This window comes from Frigoribacterium sp. PhB107, assembly GCF_003751515.1.
Lineage (GTDB): Bacteria > Actinomycetota > Actinomycetes > Actinomycetales > Microbacteriaceae > Frigoribacterium.
This window is the reverse complement of record NZ_RJKU01000002.1, coordinates 85,964-103,265: the sequence shown is the minus strand read 5'-3', so window position 1 is coordinate 103,265 and position 17,302 is coordinate 85,964. Positions and strand designations below refer to the sequence as shown.

The following is a 17,302-nucleotide window of genomic DNA, read 5'->3' as shown; positions in this document are numbered from 1 at the left end:
CCTCAGCTGTAGACGTGGGGAGCCAACACCCCGACCCCGCGCAGGTTGCGGTACTTCTCGGCGAAGTCGAGGCCGTAGCCGACGACGAACTCGTTGGGGATCTCGAAGCCGACGTACTTGACGTCGACGTGCACCTTGGCGGCCTCGGGCTTGCGCAGCAGCGCGAAGATCTCGACGGAGGCGGCACCGCGGCTCTTGAGGTTCTCGAGCAGCCACGAGAGCGTGAGGCCCGAGTCGATGATGTCCTCGACGATGATCACGTCGCGGCCGTGCAGGTCGGTGTCGAGGTCCTTGAGGATGCGGACGACGCCCGACGACTTGGTGCCGGAGCCGTACGACGAGACGGCCATCCAGTCCATCTGCGCGTTCAGCTTGAGCTCGCGCGCGAAGTCGGCCATGACCATGACGGCGCCCTTGAGCACGCCCACCAGCAGCGGCTCGCGCCCGGCGTAGTCGACCTCGACCGCACGGGCGACCTCGGCGATCGCCGCGTGGATCTGCTCCTCGGTGTACAGGACGCTGGTCAGGTCGCTCTCGATGTCGCTGAGTTCCATGGTCGGGCGTTCTCCAGTCGTGAGGGGGAGGGAGGGGCGGGGCCTCAGGAGGCGGCGGTCGCGGCGAAGTGCAGCGCGCCTCCGGTGCGGACAACTGTAACGCCCGGCAGGGACACCGCTCCCTGGCCGTGCCAGTCGGTCACGAGCCGGGCGACCTCGAGGGTCTGCGCGCGGCTCAGCGTCAGCGCGAACTCGCTCTCGACGGCCAGGCGGATCAGCCGCTGCCGCAGCGCCGCGGGGTTCGCGGCCAGCGACCGGACGTCGAGCGAGATGCCGGCCTCGGCGTGGTCGGCCACCTCCTCCGCTTGCTCCTCGGCGAAGTGGTCGAGCGCCTCCGAGTCCTCGCGCAGCTGCGCCGCGGTGCGGACGAGCGCCTCGGCGACGCCGGGCCCCAGCTCGCGCTCGAGCGCGGGCAGCACGGTCGTGCGGACGCGCACCCGGGCGTACCCGGGGTCGTCGTTGTGCGGGTCGTCCCACGGCTCGAGGCCGAGATCGGCGCAGGAGGCGCGGGTCGCCTCGCGCCGGACCGCCAGCAGCGGCCGTCGCCACCGCCCCGACACGGCGCCCATGCCCTGCAGGCTCGTCGGGCCGCTGCCGCGGGCGAGGCCGAGCAGCACCGTCTCGGCCTGGTCGTCGAGGGTGTGCCCGAGCAGCACGGCCACGGCGCCCGTCTCGTCGGCCACGGCCGTGAGCGCGGCGTAGCGGGCCTCGCGGGCGGCGGCCTCGGGGCCGCCCTCGGCGCCGACGTCGACCCGACGGACGACCACGGGCGCGAGCCCCAGGGCCGAGGCCCGGGCAGCCGCCGCCTCGGCCACCTCGGCCGAGCCCGGCTGCAGGCCGTGGTCGACGACGACCGCACCGGCCGTGAGCCCGGCACGAGGGGCCTCGAAGGCGGTCGCCGCGGCGAGGGCGAGCGAGTCGGCGCCGCCGCTCAGCGCCACCAGCACCAGGTCGCCGGTCGCGAGGCCCGCGAAGGAGGCGCGGACAGCACGTCGGACGTCGGCGACGGCAGGGGTCAGGCGCGGTCTCTCGGGCATCTTGTAACGTTACCGGCAGCCGCCGACCGGCCTGGTCGGCGTGCCCCCGAGACTGAACCAGGAGCACCCATGGCCGCGTACGACGCCGTGATCGAGATCCCCAAGGGAAGCCGCAACAAGTACGAGGTCGACCACGAGACGGGTCGCGTGTACCTCGACCGCGTGCTCTTCACCGGCTTCGTCTACCCGACCGACTACGGGTTCTTCGAGAACACGCTCGGGCTCGACGGCGACCCCGTCGACGTGCTCGTGCTGCTCGACTACCCGCTGTTCCCGGGGGTGGGCGTCAAGGTCCGTCCCGTCGGCGTCTTCAACATGACCGACGACGGCGGCAGCGACGCCAAGGTCATCGCGGTCCCCGCGAAGGACCCGCGTTGGGAGCACATCCAGGACGTCGCCGACGTGCCCGAGTTCCTCCGCAAGGAGATCGAGCACTTCTTCGAGCACTACAAGGACCTCGAGCCCGGCAAGTGGGTCAAGACCGAGGGCTGGGGCGACGCCGCCGAGGCCGAGGCCATCGTCGAGGCCGGCATCGTGAAGCTGGCGGCCGAGGGCCACTGACCCGCGCCTCCCGCACACGACGAAGGGCCCGACGCACGCGCGTCGGGCCCTTCGTCGTCGCTCGTCGGGCTAGAGGCGGATGCCCCGCGCCGACATGAACGGGACCGGGTCGGCCGCGACGCCGCCCTGCCGCGTCTCGAAGTGCAGGTGGCAGCCGGTCGAGTTGCCGGTCGAGCCGACGGTGCCGATCCGCTGGCCGACCTCGACGCGCTGGCCGACGGACACCATGATCCCGCCGTTGACCTGGTGGCCGTAGCCGGTGCTGACGCCGCCGCCGTGGTCGACCTGGACGAAGTTGCCGTAGCCGCCCATCCAGCCCGCGTAGCTGACCGTGCCCGCGGTGGCGGCGAAGATCGGCGTGCCGCAGGCGGCGGCCAGGTCGGTGCCGGCGTGCAGCACGTACGCGTGGGTGACCGGGTTGACGCGCATGCCGAAGCCGCTGACGACGTTGCCGCCAGAGGGGCGGGTCCAGCCCGCGCTCGAGATGACGCCGGCCGGGGTGCCGTTGGTCGGGCTGCCGTACTTGGCCGCCTCGGCTGCCGCAGCGGCCTCGGCCGCCTTGCGCGCCTCCTCGCCGGCCTGGAACTCGGCCTCGGTGGTCTGCAGGTCCTGCTGCAGGATCGCGAGCTGCGCCTCCAGCCGGGCCTTGTTGTCCTCCTGCTCGGCGAGCGCGTCGGCGGCGGCCTGTGCCGCCTCGTTCGCGGCGGCCAGGGCGACCCGGGCCTCGTCGGCGAGCTCCTCGAGGGCGGCGGCCGCGACGGCGGCCTGGTCGCTGAGCGACTGCGCGGTGTTCCTGTCCTGCGTGGCCTGCGAGTAGATGCCGTCGGCCTGCTCGGTGAGCTTGCTCATCGCGCCGAGCTTGTAGAGCAGCTGGCCCGCGTCGCCCGGGTCGGCGATGAGGCTGCTGCTGATGCCGTCGTTTCCGCCGGACCGTCCGAGCTGGGCGGCGAGCTGGCCGGCCCGCTCCTCGCTGGCGGCGGCGACCTTCGCGGCGTCGTCGGCCTGGGCCTGCAGCTGGGCGGTGCGGAACTGCGCGTCGTCGTAGGCGGTCTGCGCCGCCTGGAGCGCGTCGCCCTTCTGCCGGGCGTCCTCGTTCTTCGCGTCGAGATCGGCGTCGAGCTGGGTCAGCAGGCCCTGGAGCGTGTCGATCTCCCCCTGCTTCGCGGCCGTGTCGCCGCGGGCGGCCTGCACGTCGGCCCAGGACGGGTAGTCCGCCGCGTGGGCGGCCTGCGGCGACGCGACGCCCGCGCCGACCAGCAGGGCGACGGCCGCGAGGGCGGCGGCGATGCGCGCGCCGTGCGGGCCGAGGTGGACGGCGAGGGCCGAGGAGGCGCGGCGGCGGCGGGTGCGGCTGGAGGTCATCGAGGTTCCGATTTCGTCGTGCACGAGGTCGAGCTCGCCCGGGAGGCCCGAGCCGTCCGATCGTCCGCCGATCTCGCGACCGACGAACTGTGGAGTACAGGTCGAAGGTAGACGGCCCCGTGCCGACCCGCCAGCAGGTCGCGCCCGGCGGCGAGTCGTGGCGAGGTGCGGCCGCCACGGGGCCCGTCGAGACCGTTTTGCGCGGAGGGTCTCCGATCTGTATGCTTGCTCCTCGGTTGCCTGTGGTTCCTCGTGGACCACTCGGCCCCATCGTTTAGTGGCCTAGGACACCGCCCTTTCACGGCGGCAGCACGGGTTCGAATCCCGTTGGGGTCACGGTCCGATCGAGAAGCTCCGGTTTCTCCTTCTGACCAGGTCCAGGTAGTATCTCTCGAGGCAGCGTCTCTGACACGACGTATCATCAGCACGACGCACCACCAGAAGCAACATCAGCAGCACCAGTTTGGCCCTGTAGCGCAGTTGGTTAGCGCGCCGCCCTGTCACGGCGGAGGTCGCCGGTTCAAGTCCGGTCAGGGTCGCCAAGGCGAGTCACTCGTCTGGAGGGCACGTCCCTCCGAGAGACCAGCTCACGAGCTGGACCCCACGGCTGGGTAGCTCAGTTGGTAGAGCGTTCGACTGAAAATCGAAAGGTCCGCGGATCGACGCCGCGTCCAGCCACATCACGAAGCCCCCGGTGAAGCCGGGGGCTTCTTGCGTCGCTCTCCGGTCGTGGACGCCGTCGTGGCCAGCCGTCCTGGACGCCAGGACGATACGCTCGGGACAGATGCTCGACAGCACGCACTCCTCAACCGCACCGACTGACGATCGAGAGGTCCACGGATCGATGCCGTGCCCCGCCACGCAGGCCTCCGCGACAGAGGGCCGCGCACAGGCAGGACCCGTGTCGCCTGACGACCCGTCGTCGGCCGGCCCGGCGTCGGCAGGAGCCGCGTGAGCATCGGCCACGACCCGGCCGTCGTCCCCTCCCGCAGCCGCTGGCTCGACCCGCTGCTGGCCGGCGTCGCGGCGCTGGTCGTCGGGTTCGCCGCCGCCTGGGTCCCCTCCTACTGGAGCGACGAGGCCACCACCCTCCAGGCCGCGCGCCTCCCCCTGCCTGCCCTGCTCGCGTTCCTCGACCAGCGCGACCTCGTGCACGGCGCCTACTACGTCTTCATGCACTTCTGGACGGGCCTGCTCGGCGAGAGCACGCTCGTCACCCGGCTGCCGAGCGCGGTCGCGGTCGGCGTCGTCGCGGCCGGCGTGCTCGTGCTCACGCGCATGCTCACCGACCGCCGCACGGCCCTGCTCGCCGCCGGCATCTCGGCGGTGCTGCCCCGCCTCACCCTCGAGGCGACCGAGGCACGCCCGTACGCGCTCACCGCGGCCGTGGCCGTCTGGCTCACCGTGCTGGTGCTCGTCGCCTCCCGCCGGCACCAGAGGAGGTGGTGGATGGGCTACGGGGCCGCCCTCGCTGGCGCGATCGTCACCTTCGTCCCGCTCGGGCTGATCGTCGTCGTGCACGGGGTGTTCCTCGTCCTCGCACCGGCCCAGCGCCGTCGTCGGGGAGCCCGCCACCGCCTCCTCGGCTGGTCCATCTCGACCGGCTCGGCCCTGCTCGCCTCGGCGCCGGTGATCGGCACCGTGCTCTCCGAGCGGACCAGGCTGCTGACGGCCGACGATCCGTCGACGGGCTCCGACATCACCTGGTACAGCGTGCTCGTCGAGCCGTGGTTCGCGACGTCCGTGACGTGGGCGGCCATCGCCGTCGTGCTGCTGATCCTGCTCGGCACCCGCCTGCGGGACAGGTCGCGCACCCCCGGCAGCGTCGTGCTGCTCGGGGCGCTCTGGGCCGCGATCCCTGCGGGCCTCATGCTCGTCCTCGGCGTCGTGCTCTCGCCCGTGTACCAGGCGCGGATCGTGACGTGGTCGTCACCCGGCATGGCCCTGCTGCTCGCCGTCGCGATCACCGGGTTCCGGCGTCGACGGATCAGCATCGCCCTCATCGCGCTGCTCGTCGTGGCCTCCGCCCCGACCTGGGTCGCTCAGCGGCTGCCGGCGGCGAAGGGCGGCGGCGCGGACCTCGCGCAGCTCTCGACCTACATCGAGAGCCAGGCCCGACCGGGCGACGCGTTCCTGCTCGACGCCACCGGGACGGTCTCGACGAGGCCGCGCCAGGCCCTCTACGCGTACCCCGACCGGTTCGACGAGCTCGACGACCTGGCCTTCGTCCGCAGCGGCATCCCCGAGGGGCGCTTCACCGACGTCACGCTCGACCTGGAGGACGCCGACGACGCCGTCGTGCTCCGCGAGCGCCTCGACGGCGTCGACCGCCTCTGGATCGCCCGGCTGCAGACCGACGCGCTCGACGACGCCGACCGCCGCACCCTCGGGGGGCTCGGCTTCACGAACGCGCAGGAGCACCGCACGGCCCGCAGCGTCGTCTATCTCTTCGTCACGCCGACCGGCCGCGGCTGAGGCGCCCGCGCGGGCGCGGGCTCGGGCTCGGGCTCGGGCTCGGGCTCCGGATGTCGGCGGGTTCCTGTCGCCCGCGGCAGGTTCCCGTGCCCCGCGGCGGGCGGGCGCTGACCCGCCGCCGACTACGGCGACCCGCCGACATCCGCGAGGGGCACGGCGACAGCGACCGCGATCAGCCCCGGCGCAGGTCGCGCAGCACCGAGCCGAGGGTCGACACGAGCTCGTCGACCTCATCCTCGGTGATCACGATGGGCGGCGCGAGGCGGATGGTCGAGCCGTGCGTGTCCTTGGCGAGCACCCCGCGGCGCATCAGCTCCTCGCAGACCTCGCGGCCGGTGCCGACGGCCGGGTCGATGTCGATCCCCATCCACAGGCCGGCTCCGCGCACGGTGACGACGCCCGAGCCGACGAGGTCCTCGAGGCCGTCGCGGAGGCGGGTGCCGAGTCGCGTCGCGCGCTCCTGCCACTCGCCGGTCGCGAGCATCCGCACCACGGCGAGGCCCACCGCTGCGGCGAGCGGGTTGCCGCCGAAGGTCGAGCCGTGCTCGCCGGGCCGCAGCACCCCGAGGACGTCACGGTCGCCGACCACGGCGCTGACGGGGACGATGCCGCCGCCGAGTGCCTTGCCCAGCAGGTACAGGTCGGGCACCACGTGGACGAGGTCACAGCTGACCGTCGCGCCGGTGCGCCCGAGGCCCGACTGGATCTCGTCGGCGATGAACAGCACGTTCCGCTCGCGGGTGATCCGACGCACCTCGGGCAGGTACGACGCGGGCGGCACGACGACGCCGGCCTCGCCCTGGATCGGCTCGATCAGCACGGCGACGGTGTCGTCGTCGATCGCGGCCTCGAGCGCGGCGGAGTCGCCGTACGGCACCGTCACGAAGCCGGGGGTGTACGGACCGAAGTCGGCCCGCGCCTCCTCGTCGTCGGAGAAGCTGATGATGGTCGTCGTGCGCCCGTGGAAGTTGCCCGCCGCCACGACGATCTTCGCGGCCCCGAGCCGGACGCCCTTGACCCGGTAGCCCCAGGCACGGGCGACCTTGATGCCCGACTCGACGGCCTCGGCGCCCGTGTTCATCGGGAGCACCATCTGCTTGCCGAGCAGGGCGGCGAGCTCGGCGGCGAAGGGGCCGAGCTGGTCGTTGTGGAACGCCCGGCTCGTCAGGGTGACGCGGTCGAGCTGCGCCCGCGCCGCGGCGACGAGCGTCGGGTGGCCGTGGCCGAAGTTGACGGCGGAGTACGCCGCCAGGCAGTCGAGGTACCGGCGCCCCTCGACGTCGGTCACCCAGGCGCCCTCGGCCGTCGACACGACGACGGGCAGCGGGTGGTAGTTGTGCGCCAGCGACGCGTCCTCGACGGCGATCGCCGCGGCGGTGGACGAGGAGGTGCGGGTCGTGTCGGTCGTGTCGGTCGTCATCGTCGCAGCTCCAGGGTGCAGCACTTCACGCCGCCCCCGCCGAGCAGCAGCTCGGACAGGTCGACGCCGATCGGGTTGTAGCCGCGCTCGCGCAGCTGGCGCTCGAAGCCGGTGGCGGCCGCGGCGATCACGACGTTGTAGCCGTCGCTGTACGAGTTGAGCCCGAGGATCGAGGCGTCCTCCTGGCCCACGAGCACGGCGTCCGGGAACCGCTCGCGCAGCACCGCGAGCGACGGCTCGTCGAAGGCGCTCTCGAGGTAGGCGATGTTGTGGACGCCGTCGACGGGCTCGGGGTCGAGCACGGCGATCGCCGTGTCGAGGTGGTAGAAGCTCGGGTCGACCAGGGTGAGGCCGACGACCTCACGGCCGAAGACCCGGGCGACCTCGGCGTGCGAGTCGGACGCGCTGCGGAACCCGGTGCCCGCGAGGACGACGTCGCCGACGAGGAGGAAGTCGCCCTCGCCCTCGTTGACCTCCTCGGGCACGACCACCTCGAAGCCGGCGGCGGCGAACCACTCCATGTAGGCCGGCCCCTCGGGCTGGCGCTCGGGGTAGGTGAAGCTCGCCCCGTAGGCCTTGCCGTCGAGCACGAAGCCACCGTTGGCCGAGTAGACCATGTCGGGCAGGCCGGGCAGCGGGTCGATCAGCTGCACGTCGAAGCCGAGCCCGAGGTAGGTCTCGTAGAGTGTCTGCCACTGCTCGACGGCGCGCGAGGTGTCGGTCGGCACCTGCGGGTCCATCCACGGGTTGATCCGGTAGCTGACGGTGAAGTGCTCGGGCCGGCACATCAGCACGCTGCGGTGCGACGCGCGTCTGGTCGGCGGCTGCGGGGCCTCGGGAGAGGGCTGGACGGTCTCGGCGGCGATGCTCACGGAGTTCAGTGTCACACCGACAACGCGCACGTTGGCTGCTCTCCACGCAACGATCTTGCGCCTACATTACCCCCTGCGCAATAAAATGGCGTACAGTGCCCGATGTGGACAATCTCGACTACGGCATCATCGACCTGCTGAGGCAGAACGCCCGTGCGGGCTACGGCGACATCGGGTCGTCGGTGGGCCTCAGCGCCTCGGCCGTCAAGCGCCGCGTCGACCGCCTGGTGGCGGACGGCGTCATCAAGGGGTTCACAGTCCAGGTCGACCCGGCCGTCGAGGGCCTCGGCACCGAGGCGTTCGTCGAGCTGTTCTGCCGGGGCACGGTCTCGCCCGCCGAGCTGCAGCGCATCCTCAGCACGGTGCCCGAGGTCGTCGACGCCGGCACCGTCACGGGCAGCGCCGACGCGATCGTGCACATGCGCAGCCGCGACATCCCCTCCCTCGAGGAGGCGCTCGAGCGCGTGCGAAACGCCCCGAACGTCGACCACACGCGCAGCGCCATCGTGCTGTCGAAGCTGATCAGCCGCCGCACCGCCTGAGGCCGCGCCGCGCCGCGCCCGCCTCCTCCGCTTCCGCCTCCGCAAATGCCGACCTCGCCGCCCCCAATAGTGTGAATTCCAGGTATCCGAGCCGCTGAGAGGGCTCATCGGTCGGCATTTGCTGAGGGGGGCGGGGGCGAGGGGCAAAGCGAGAGAGATCAGTGGCCGCGAGGCCGATCTGCGGGGCAGATCGCGCTCGGCGGGGCGGATCACTCTCAAATTACGGGGGGGGTGGAGGACAGAGGGTGCGGCGGCGCAGCGGGTGCGCTCAGATCTTGAGGTCGCGCAGGTCGGGGTCGACGAGCCCCGAGCGGTGAGCCGTGACCGTCACGCTCTGCGCGCGCACGAACGTCAGCAGCTCGACCCGGCCCTCGTCGGTGACGTCGCCGCCGTGCACCACGACGTCGACGCTGCCGCCGACCGCACGGGCCAGGGCCCGGGGGTCGCCCCCGATGAGCCGCACGTGCAGGTCGCGGTACGCCGCGACCGCGGCGTCGTCGGGCGGGGGGACGTCGCCGTCGCCGTCGCCCTCGACCTCGGCGGCCGGGTCGCGCGACCCGGTCGCACGGGCGAGCAGGCTGAGGTCGTCCAGCTCGTGCGTCGCCTCCCGCGCCTGGAGCAGACCGGCGGAGGCGCGGGCCAGGAAGGCCTGGTCGCTCTCGACCACGACGGCGCCGACCCGCATCGGCGACGCCGGCGAGTGCAGCAGCTGGACCAGCGACGCCGGCACGGGCACGGCCGAGCTGACCGTCACGGGCGCGCGTACCCGGGCCGCCGCGACGAGGAGGCGCACGAGGTCGGACAGGTCGGCGTCGGACGACAGGCGCAGGAGCACGGGCCGCGGCCGGTAACGCGTCACGTTGCGCTCGACCCGCAGGTCGGAGTCGTCGTGCGCCACGCCGACGTGCGCCTGCCAGGCGCGCTCGTCGCTGACCGCGCCCGACCGGACGCGGTCGAACTGCTCGAACGAGAGGGACGACCGGGCAGCCTCGATCAGGGGCACGACCACGTCGGGGACCCCGGTGAGGCGCAGCGACGGGTGGGGCTCGCGAGACAGCCGCCACCACGAGCCCTGCACGAGCAGGCCGTCGGGACCGCCCGGCGCGACCGCGGGGCCCACGACGGAGCGCCCCCACGAGGCGGCGGGCCGACGACGCACGACCATCGGCGACGTGGGTCGTCCGACCACGAGCGTGCCCGCCCGGACGCGTCGCAGCCACGTGTCGACCTCGTCGACGTCGAGGCTGTGCAGGGCGGCCGAGCCATCGGCGCTCAGGCTCTGCTGCAGCTCGATCGCGGCGTCGAGGTCGTCCACCTCGACCAGGCAGAGCACGGGCGCGGCGGCGGCAGCGGTGCGGGCCGCCCCCTCGGGCGTCACGCCGACCTTGACGCCGGGCGACCACAGGCCGCCGTCGTCGTCGAGCTGCCGGGGCTCGACGAGCCAGCTCTCGCCGGGCGCCAGGACCGTGAGCGCCTCGAGCACGGCGCCCTCGGCCGGGTCGATCAGGGGGCCGACCTGCGTCGTCGCGTCGTCGGGCCAGCCGGTCCGCAGGCTCGCCGCCGCGTCGACGAGCTGGCGGCGGAACCGCTCGGCGTGGGCGGCCGAGCCGACGAGCAGGGCGGTGCGTGAGGCCGACGGGGCCTGGCCGGCGAAGCGGAAGGCGCCGGCCACGAGGTCCGCCGCCGCGAGGTCGGCGTCCGCGCTCGGGGTCACGACCGCGACGGCGGCCACGGCCACCTCGGCGACCAGGTCGAGGTCCGGTCGCCACGACCGCAGCTGCCGCGCCTGGTCGAGCGAGCCCGTCAGCCGCACCCGGTCGACGGCAGGGTGGCCCACGAGCCGGCGGCCGGCCTCGGAGTCGAGCTCGAGGTCGACGAGGACGAGCAGCGAGCGCGGCACCCCCGCGCCCCAGAGCACCTCGGCCAGGACGGCCGCGGTGCGGCGCGACTCCCGCACCGGGCAGAGCACGACCGCGCTGCCCGCGGCGAGCGCGGCGAGGACGGGCTCCGCCGCGGAGACGAGGGGCGCACGCCACGAGGGGACGACGACCGTGAGGCGAGGAGGCGCGTGCCGGGCGCCGAGGAGGCCCGCCTCGCCGCGGGCGAGGCCGGCGTGGTGCCGCGCCGAGTCGACCGCGGCGCTGACCTCGGGGTCGGCGCCGTCGAGCACGGAGCCGGTCTCGCTGACGAGCACCTCGAGCAGGGCGGCACGCTGACGTGCGACGCCGTCGGCCGCGAGCTCGAGCAGCTCGGCGCGCGTCGCCGGGTCTTCCCGGCCCCAGGCCGCACCGGCCTGGGCGGCGTCGGTCACGAGCTCGTCGACGAGGGCCCCGCCGTCGTCGCCGTCGACCTGGGCGGCCTCGATCGCGTCGAGACCGGCGTCCGACCGCCGGGAGGCGGCGAGCACGCGCCGTGCCCACGCGCGGTTGCCCTCGAGCCCGGGATCGGTGTCGGGCTCGTTGCGGAACGAGGACGAGCCGTCGAGGTCGAGGTCGGCCCCCGCGAGGTGGGGGCGAGAGCGGTCCTGACGACGGGCGGGCAGCGGCACGTCGCCGTCGACCGCGGCCTCCGCCGCCGCGACGGCGTCGCGGTAGCGGACGGCCTCACGGTCGAAGACCGTCCCCTCGGGGGCGAGGTCGGCCGTCGCGGCGAGGGGCGAGCCCGGCGCGGCGACCTCGGCGAGGCGGCGCACGACGTGGTCGGCCGCGGCCTCGAGGTCGCCGTGCTGCACGATCGGGGCCCGCACGACCAGGTCGCCGACCTCGGCCCGCACCGCCCGGAGGAGCCCCCGCGACGTGCCGAGGGGCATCTCGATCGTGAGGTGCTGCGTCACCTCGCGCCGCTTCGCCAGGGTCCAGGCGTGGGCCACGACGAACGGGTCGTCGGTGACGAGCCCCAGGTGGGCGAACTCGGCCGACACCGGACGGAGGGCGTGGTCGAGCACCCGGAGGAGCGCGGCGTCGGCCTCGGCCCTCGACGTGTGGGTCGCGACCGGCCAGTCGTGCAGCGCGGCGTCGACGGCCTCGAGCGCGACGCCGCCGACGGTCAGCCGGACGCGGATGGGCGCCCCGCCGCGGGCCACGCGCCCGCGGGCCCAGTCGGTCAGCAGCTGCAGGGACGCCAGGGCGTCGGGCACGTCGGCCTGGATCTCGATGCCGGCCTCGAGGTCGGCCAGCTGCGGCTGGTCGAGGAGCCGGGTGAAGACGTCGATGGCGAGGTCGAGGTGCCGGTGCTCGCCGACCTCGAGGTCGATCGTCCTCGGCGGGTCGGACGCGAGCGCCAGCTCGTAGAGCGGGGTGAGCGCCTCGACCGCGGCGGAGGCCCGCTCGTCGGCGCCCCAGGCCGCGCCCGTCCCGACCACGGAGGCGACGGGCACGGAGACGTGGCTCACGTCGTCCCGCTCGAGCAGCGCACGGGTCGCCTCGACCCTGCGGCGGGCCGCAGCCTCGCCGAGCACGGGCTCGCCGAGCAGGGCGAGGTCGAGGCGGGCGCCGTCGGCCGCGGCCGCGAGGGCCGGGCCGAGCTTGTCGGGGGCCGCCTCGACGACGAGGTGCTGCACGAGGCGTCGCAGGGCCTTCCGCGCGACGGGCACGACGGTGCGCGGCGCCAGCGGGCCGAACCCGCCGCCCGCGGCGACGGCGGCCTTGAGCTGCCACGGCAGCGAGGCGGGCATGTCCCGGCTGAGGCGGTCGAGCTGCCGTGCGGCCACCGCAGGGTCCTCAGGACGCACCACGCGGTCCGCGAAGGCCACGGCGAAGGCGAGCCCGTCGGGGTCGCGGAGCAGCGCCGCGAAGCGCTCGGCCGCGGCGTCGCCCGGGACCGAGGACGCGACGACCAGCCACCGTCGCACCGTGTCGACGACCTGGGAGGTGAGATCGGCGGCGCGCACATCGGACATGGGTCGAGGATAGGCCGGACCCCCGTCCCTACACTGGGCGAATGGCCGAGCGACTCTCCGACGACGAGTGGGCCGTCTGGGACGCCTTCTACTCGATGCGTCGGCGTCTCGACCGTGCCCTCGAGCTGAGGCTCCACGACGACTCCGGCGTCTCGGCACCCGAGTACGAGATCCTCGTGGGCCTCGGCCGCAGCGACGACCGGCGGCTGCGCGTGCGCGACATCGCCGAGCAGATCGGCTGGGAGAAGAGCAGGGTCAGCCACCAGGTCACGCGCATGGAGAAGCGCGGCCTCGTGCGCCGCACCGACTGCGCGTCCGACGCCCGGGGCACCTGGGTCGAACTCACCGCCGACGGCCGGCGGGCGATGCTCGCGGCGACCCGGGGGCACACCGCCGCGATCCAGCGCTACTTCGTCGGGGCGCTGGACGACGACGCCGCGACCCTCGAGTCGTTCTCGCGGCGCGTGCTCGAGGCCATCGGCGACGACGCGTCGCCCGACCACGCCGCGTCGCCCGACCACGCCGCCTCGCCCGACCACGACACGTCGGGGGGCGACCCCGGCGTCGTGGCCCGCGCCTCCTAGTCCGCACCCGGGCGCGCTCTCGCCCGCCGGGCGGCTCAGTGTCGGCGGTGGTCCTGGATGGTCATGCGGGGCCCGAACCTCGGCTTCGCGAAGCCGCTGGCCCCGATGAGCCGCACGACCCGCTCGCGGTGCCCGCGCCACGGCTCGAGCAGCTCGAGCATGCCGTCGTCGTCGACGGGCCGGCCGATCAGCGCCCACCCCACGAGGGCAGGGAGGTGGTAGTCGCCGACGCTCGGCGAGTCGGCGTCGCCCAGCGCCCGCTGCGTCGTCTCGGCCGACGTCCACACGCCCACGCCCGGCACCGAGCGCAGGCGGGCCTCGGCCTCGGGCCCACCTCGGCCCAGGTCGACCACGCGCTCCAGCGAGGAGGCGACGGCACAGACCCGCATGACGGTCGCGGACCGCTGCGGCCCCACCCCCGCCCGGTGCCACTCCCAGCTCGGCACACGGCGCCACGTCTCGGCTGAGGGCGGCACGACCATCCCCTCGGGAGCCGGCCCCGGGGCAGGGTCGCCGTGCGCCCGGACGAGCTGGCGCCAGGCGCGCCACGCCTCGGTGCTCGTCACCTTCTGCTCGAGGACGGCCGGCACGAGCACCTGCACCACCTGCCGGCCACGGGTGAGCCGGAGCCCGGGCGACCGCCGGCGGGCCTCACGGAGGAAGGCGTTGCCGGAGACGTCGAGGCCGCCCCAGTCGTCGCCGTGGCCGAGCAGCTCGGGAACGCCCTCGATCAGCCACTCGGCACCCGGGCCCCACGCCGTCGCGCGCACCTCGGACCGTCCGCCCGCGAGGCACAGCGTGCCGGGACCGGAGGGCGTGCGGACGGCACGCCACACGCGCTCGCCCTCGACGCGCCAGGCAGGGTCGCCCGCTCCCCTCGCCAGCGTCCGCAGGGTCGCCCGGACGTCGACGGGGTCGGCCGGCCGGTAGACCGTCTCGACCGGTCGGAGGGGGGCGGCGCCGACGGACGCCTCGGGGACCAGGACCACCCGGCGATGGTAACCCGCTCCTCCGTCAGCCCTGGTGGTCTCGTACCTACGTGTGATATTTTGCGTACTCCACATTGGAGGAACATGCCTGTGCCGGCCTACGCCACCCGCCATCCTCGACGTCTGCTCCGCGACCTCACGTTCGAGACGATCCGCGACGCCATCGTCGACGGCACCCTGACCCCGGGCGAGCGGCTCTTCGAGGACGACCTCGCCGCGTGGCTCGGCGTCTCCAAGACGCCCGTGAAGGAGGCCCTGGCCCGGCTGTCCGCACAGGACCTCGTCCAGATCGAGGCCAACCGCTTCACCCGCGTCGCCACCGCGGACGACCTCGACCTGCTCGACACGCTCGAGCTGATCGGCGTCCTGCACGGCGAGGCCGTCCGGTCGTTGCCGCGCACCGCCTCCGAGGGCGCCGCCCAGCGCGCCGACCGGGCGCTGGCCGTCCTCGACTCGGGCCCGACCTGCCTCGGCCTCGTCGAGGCCAGCGGGGCGTTCCTCGAGCTGGCCCGGAACCCCCTCGTGAGGCGGGCGGCCGAGCCCCTCGACATCCGGGCCGCGTTCCTGTGCCGCCACCTCGCCGTCGACTGGTCGCGCGCCTCCGTCGCAGGCCACCTCGGCGACCTGGGCAGGTCGTTCCGCACCCGCGACTGGCCGAGCGCCGCCGACGCGCTCCACCGCGTCTTCCGCCGGTCGTCGCTGCACGACGCGATCATGACCCGCCCGTCCGCGACGCTGTCCGTCACCGGGCACTCGCGCGGCGCGGCCCCGGCCCCCGTCGCCCCGACCGGCACCTCCCCGTCGATCACCGACCAGACCGACGTCGACCCGACCGGCACCCTGCCTCGCATCCCGGCGGTGCGCCGGTGACCGCCACCCTGTCCACGACGCGCCGGGGGACGACGAGCGACGCCACGGGAGACGGCCACCTCGCGCGGTCGTCGACGTCTCGACGGCACACCGGCGACGCCCACCCCCCACGACCGATCGAGGCCCCGGCCCGCCGGGGCGCGGCCCGGTGCGTCAAGCTCGTCGTCGACGCGGTCGCGGCCCTCGTCGGCCTCGCGCTCCTCCTCCCCCTGCTCCTCGTCGTCGGCCTCGCGGTCCGCCTCGACAGCGGCGGCCCCGCGCTCTTCCGTCAGCAGCGCGCGGGTCTGCACGGGCGCGAGTTCTCGATGCTGAAGTTCCGCTCGATGCGCGCCGAGCAGTGCGCACCACCTGAGGGGCGGCACGACGGGGCCGGCCCGCTGTTCAAGCTCCACGCCGACCCCCGGGTCACCAGGGTCGGCCGGGTCATCCGCCGGTACTCGATCGACGAGCTGCCCCAGCTGGTGAACGTCCTGCGGGGCGAGATGAGCCTCGTCGGCCCGCGTCCCGCGCTGCCGTGCGAGGTCGCCCTCTACGACGACCGGGCACGCCAGCGGCTCCTCGTGCTGCCCGGCCTCACGGGCCCCTGGCAGGTCGGCGGTCGCTCCGACCTCGACTGGGACGCGAGCCTCGCCCTCGACCTCGGCTACGTGCACCACTGGACGGCCGCGACCGACCCCGTGCTGCTGCTCCGCACGGTCGGCGCGGTGCTGCGACCGGTCGGCGCCTACTGACGCGGGGCCCGCGCCGGCACGGCGCCCTCAGGCCGTCGCCACCACCCGGCGGGTCAACTGCGACACGGCGTCGCCCCAGGCGTCGGCGTCCCGCGCCGCCAGGGCCGCGACCGACGACGCAGCGAAGTCGTCCCAGACGCCCGGCTCGACGACGCAGCGACGTGACAGCAGGCCGTGCGCGAGCCGCAGCTCGGCCACGTCGAGGGCGGACGCCACGACCTCGCTCGGCGACCTCGCGGCGAGCCCGCCGACAGCCAGGCCGAGGCAGCACAGCAGCGCCCCGGTGACGGGACGGCCGGAGGCACGTCGCACCAGGGGCCGGACCGCCGCCACGCTCGAGACGACGTCGTCGAGGGAGCGCCGGTCGAGCCGCGGCAGCACCCCCACGGCGGCGGCTCGGTGCAGGGCGGCGACGGCCGACGCGCTGTCCCGGAGCCACGCGCCGTCGGGGTCTCGCACCCTCGTGTAGCGGTTCGCCGACAGCTCGACGAGACCGACGCCGCGCAACCGGTCGAGGGCGCTGCGGATCGGCGTGCGGGAGACCCCGAGCCAGGCCACGAGCTCGTCGTCGTGGAGGTGCTCGCCGGGCTCGAGGGTGCCGTCGACCACGGCGTCGCGGAGCACGCGGAACGCGTCCTCGCTGAGCAGCCGTCGGTCGTCGACTCCGGGGGCGAGGTCCACGCCGCTCACCGTCGCCACCAGGACGACCGCGGGGCCTCGAGGGCGGGTCGTGACGCGGCCGTCCGACGTGCGAGACCGTCCAACGCCGACCGCAGGAGGCGGGGGTCGCCCGCCCGCACCGCCGCGTCGACCTCGTCGAGGCACGCCGCCAGCGGGCCGACGTCGAGGCCCCGCCCGAGCGCGGCGGCCTGGTGCCGCAGCCGGGCGCCGAGGTCACGGAGGAGCTGCTCCGTCACCTCGGGCAGCCCGTCGCCCTCCAGGTGCGCCACGCAGGCGAACGCGGCGTCGACGACAGCCCGCGACTCGACGACTCCCGGGCTCGGCGACTTCGCGGAACGCCGCGAGGGCGTCGGCGCAGCGCGCGAGCGACCGGCGGGCGTCGCGCGACCGTGCCGGGGAGAGGAGCCCGCGCCCGGCGCGCGGCAGGTCACGCCAGAGCGAACAGAGCGCCACCACGAGATCGGGGACGACGGCGGGACGGAGCCGCGCCACCCGCGTCCAGCGCTGCGGGGCCGCCTCCACGAGGCCGATCCGCTCGAGCCGGACGAGCGCGGTCCGGATGGGAGTGCGCGACACCCCCGACCAGGCCTCGAGGTCGGCGTCGCGCAGTCGCGAGCCCGCCGGCAGGTCTCCCGAGACGATCGCGGCCAGCAGCCTGTCGTGGACCTCGTCCTTGTGCAGACGCCGGGCGATGACCCGACGACGTTCGAGCGGAACGGGCACGGC

At 74.6% G+C, this 17,302-nt stretch carries 16 protein-coding genes and 3 tRNA genes; 9 read left to right on the top strand and 10 right to left on the bottom strand.

Translation table 11 applies throughout. The annotated features are described in order from the left end of the window. Positions 1 to 2 precede the first annotated feature (2 nt). Both hpt and tilS read right to left on the bottom strand, forming a co-directional pair. Positions 3 to 554, bottom strand: coding sequence for a hypoxanthine phosphoribosyltransferase (gene hpt / locus EDF18_RS08580; protein WP_123547461.1), 552 nt, complete (start codon positions 552 to 554; stop codon positions 3 to 5). Positions 555 to 598: 44 nt separating this feature from the next. After that, positions 599 to 1,591: a tRNA lysidine(34) synthetase TilS gene (gene tilS / locus EDF18_RS08575; RefSeq protein ID WP_123547460.1), complete on the bottom strand. Its 993-nt coding sequence runs from the start codon at positions 1,589 to 1,591 to the stop codon at positions 599 to 601. Between the two features lie 69 nt (positions 1,592 to 1,660). Here tilS and ppa point away from each other — a divergent pair, with 69 nt between their 5' ends. Continuing rightward, on the top strand, positions 1,661 to 2,152 hold the full coding sequence (gene ppa / locus EDF18_RS08570) for an inorganic diphosphatase (protein ID WP_123547459.1): 492 nt from the start codon (positions 1,661 to 1,663) through the stop codon (positions 2,150 to 2,152). A 69-nt stretch (positions 2,153 to 2,221) separates the two neighbouring features. Here the strand turns inward: ppa and EDF18_RS08565 are convergent, their stop codons facing one another. Next, entirely contained in the window at positions 2,222 to 3,514 is a 1,293-nt protein-coding gene (locus tag EDF18_RS08565; protein ID WP_123547458.1) for a peptidoglycan DD-metalloendopeptidase family protein, read from the bottom strand. A gap of 263 nt (positions 3,515 to 3,777) precedes the next feature. On the opposite strand from EDF18_RS08565, the gene EDF18_RS08560 reads away from it, so the two are divergent. The 4 genes from EDF18_RS08560 (at position 3,778) to EDF18_RS08545 (ending at position 5,989) form a co-directional block, all read left to right on the top strand. Continuing rightward, a tRNA-Glu gene (locus EDF18_RS08560) sits at positions 3,778 to 3,850 on the top strand. Between the two features lie 129 nt (positions 3,851 to 3,979). Continuing rightward, positions 3,980 to 4,056: transfer RNA gene (locus EDF18_RS08555), tRNA-Asp, on the top strand. Positions 4,057 to 4,119: 63 nt separating this feature from the next. Further along, positions 4,120 to 4,192 (top strand) — tRNA-Phe (locus tag EDF18_RS08550). Positions 4,193 to 4,465: 273 nt separating this feature from the next. After that, positions 4,466 to 5,989 carry a glycosyltransferase family 39 protein gene (locus EDF18_RS08545; RefSeq protein ID WP_123547457.1) on the top strand — a complete coding sequence of 508 codons (1,524 nt, stop codon included), beginning with the start codon at positions 4,466 to 4,468 and terminating at the stop codon, positions 5,987 to 5,989. Between the two features lie 172 nt (positions 5,990 to 6,161). Here the strand turns inward: EDF18_RS08545 and rocD are convergent, their stop codons facing one another. Continuing rightward, positions 6,162 to 7,409, bottom strand: a complete 1,248-nt coding sequence (gene rocD, locus EDF18_RS08540) for an ornithine--oxo-acid transaminase (protein ID WP_123547456.1) — start codon at positions 7,407 to 7,409, stop codon at positions 6,162 to 6,164. Beyond that, positions 7,406 to 8,197, bottom strand: coding sequence for a dimethylargininase (ddaH, locus tag EDF18_RS08535; protein ID WP_123548260.1), 792 nt, complete (start codon positions 8,195 to 8,197; stop codon positions 7,406 to 7,408). The genes rocD and ddaH overlap by 4 nt, the downstream gene beginning before the upstream one ends. A 188-nt stretch (positions 8,198 to 8,385) precedes the next feature. On the opposite strand from ddaH, the gene EDF18_RS08530 reads away from it, so the two are divergent. Next, positions 8,386 to 8,823, top strand: coding sequence for an Lrp/AsnC family transcriptional regulator (locus EDF18_RS08530; protein ID WP_123547455.1), 438 nt, complete (start codon positions 8,386 to 8,388; stop codon positions 8,821 to 8,823). A 268-nt stretch (positions 8,824 to 9,091) separates the two neighbouring features. Here the strand turns inward: EDF18_RS08530 and EDF18_RS08525 are convergent, their stop codons facing one another. Next, entirely contained in the window at positions 9,092 to 12,721 is a 3,630-nt protein-coding gene (locus tag EDF18_RS08525) for a proline dehydrogenase family protein (protein WP_148050068.1), read from the bottom strand. Between the two features lie 41 nt (positions 12,722 to 12,762). Between EDF18_RS08525 and EDF18_RS08520 the strand changes: the two genes are divergently transcribed. Continuing rightward, positions 12,763 to 13,305, top strand: a complete 543-nt coding sequence (locus tag EDF18_RS08520; RefSeq protein WP_123547453.1) for a MarR family winged helix-turn-helix transcriptional regulator — start codon at positions 12,763 to 12,765, stop codon at positions 13,303 to 13,305. 35 nt (positions 13,306 to 13,340) lie between these two features. Here EDF18_RS08520 and EDF18_RS08515 read toward each other — a convergent pair whose 3' ends face one another. Next, complete coding sequence (locus EDF18_RS08515) at positions 13,341 to 14,294, bottom strand: DNA-3-methyladenine glycosylase (protein ID WP_233569075.1); 954 nt, start codon at positions 14,292 to 14,294, stop codon at positions 13,341 to 13,343. A gap of 90 nt (positions 14,295 to 14,384) precedes the next feature. Between EDF18_RS08515 and EDF18_RS08510 the strand changes: the two genes are divergently transcribed. After that, complete coding sequence (locus tag EDF18_RS08510; protein ID WP_369878225.1) at positions 14,385 to 15,164, top strand: GntR family transcriptional regulator; 780 nt, start codon at positions 14,385 to 14,387, stop codon at positions 15,162 to 15,164. Beyond that, entirely contained in the window at positions 15,161 to 15,895 is a 735-nt protein-coding gene (locus EDF18_RS16470; protein ID WP_199732408.1) for a sugar transferase, read from the top strand. The genes EDF18_RS08510 and EDF18_RS16470 overlap by 4 nt, the downstream gene beginning before the upstream one ends. A gap of 27 nt (positions 15,896 to 15,922) precedes the next feature. On the opposite strand, the gene EDF18_RS08500 is transcribed toward EDF18_RS16470, so the two are convergent. The 3 genes from EDF18_RS08500 to EDF18_RS08490 are packed head-to-tail and all read right to left on the bottom strand — an operon-like array spanning position 15,923 to position 17,299. After that, the gene (locus tag EDF18_RS08500) at positions 15,923 to 16,576 is read right to left on the bottom strand and encodes a GntR family transcriptional regulator (RefSeq protein ID WP_123548257.1); all 654 of its coding nucleotides are present in this window, start codon (positions 16,574 to 16,576) and stop codon (positions 15,923 to 15,925) included. Positions 16,577 to 16,581: 5 nt separating this feature from the next. After that, entirely contained in the window at positions 16,582 to 16,812 is a 231-nt protein-coding gene (locus tag EDF18_RS08495; protein ID WP_148050067.1) for a hypothetical protein, read from the bottom strand. Further along, a complete protein-coding gene (locus EDF18_RS08490; RefSeq protein ID WP_233569074.1) occupies positions 16,790 to 17,299 on the bottom strand; it encodes a GntR family transcriptional regulator in 510 nt (169 codons plus the stop codon). The genes EDF18_RS08495 and EDF18_RS08490 overlap by 23 nt, the downstream gene beginning before the upstream one ends. Between the last annotated feature and the right edge of the window lie 3 nt (positions 17,300 to 17,302).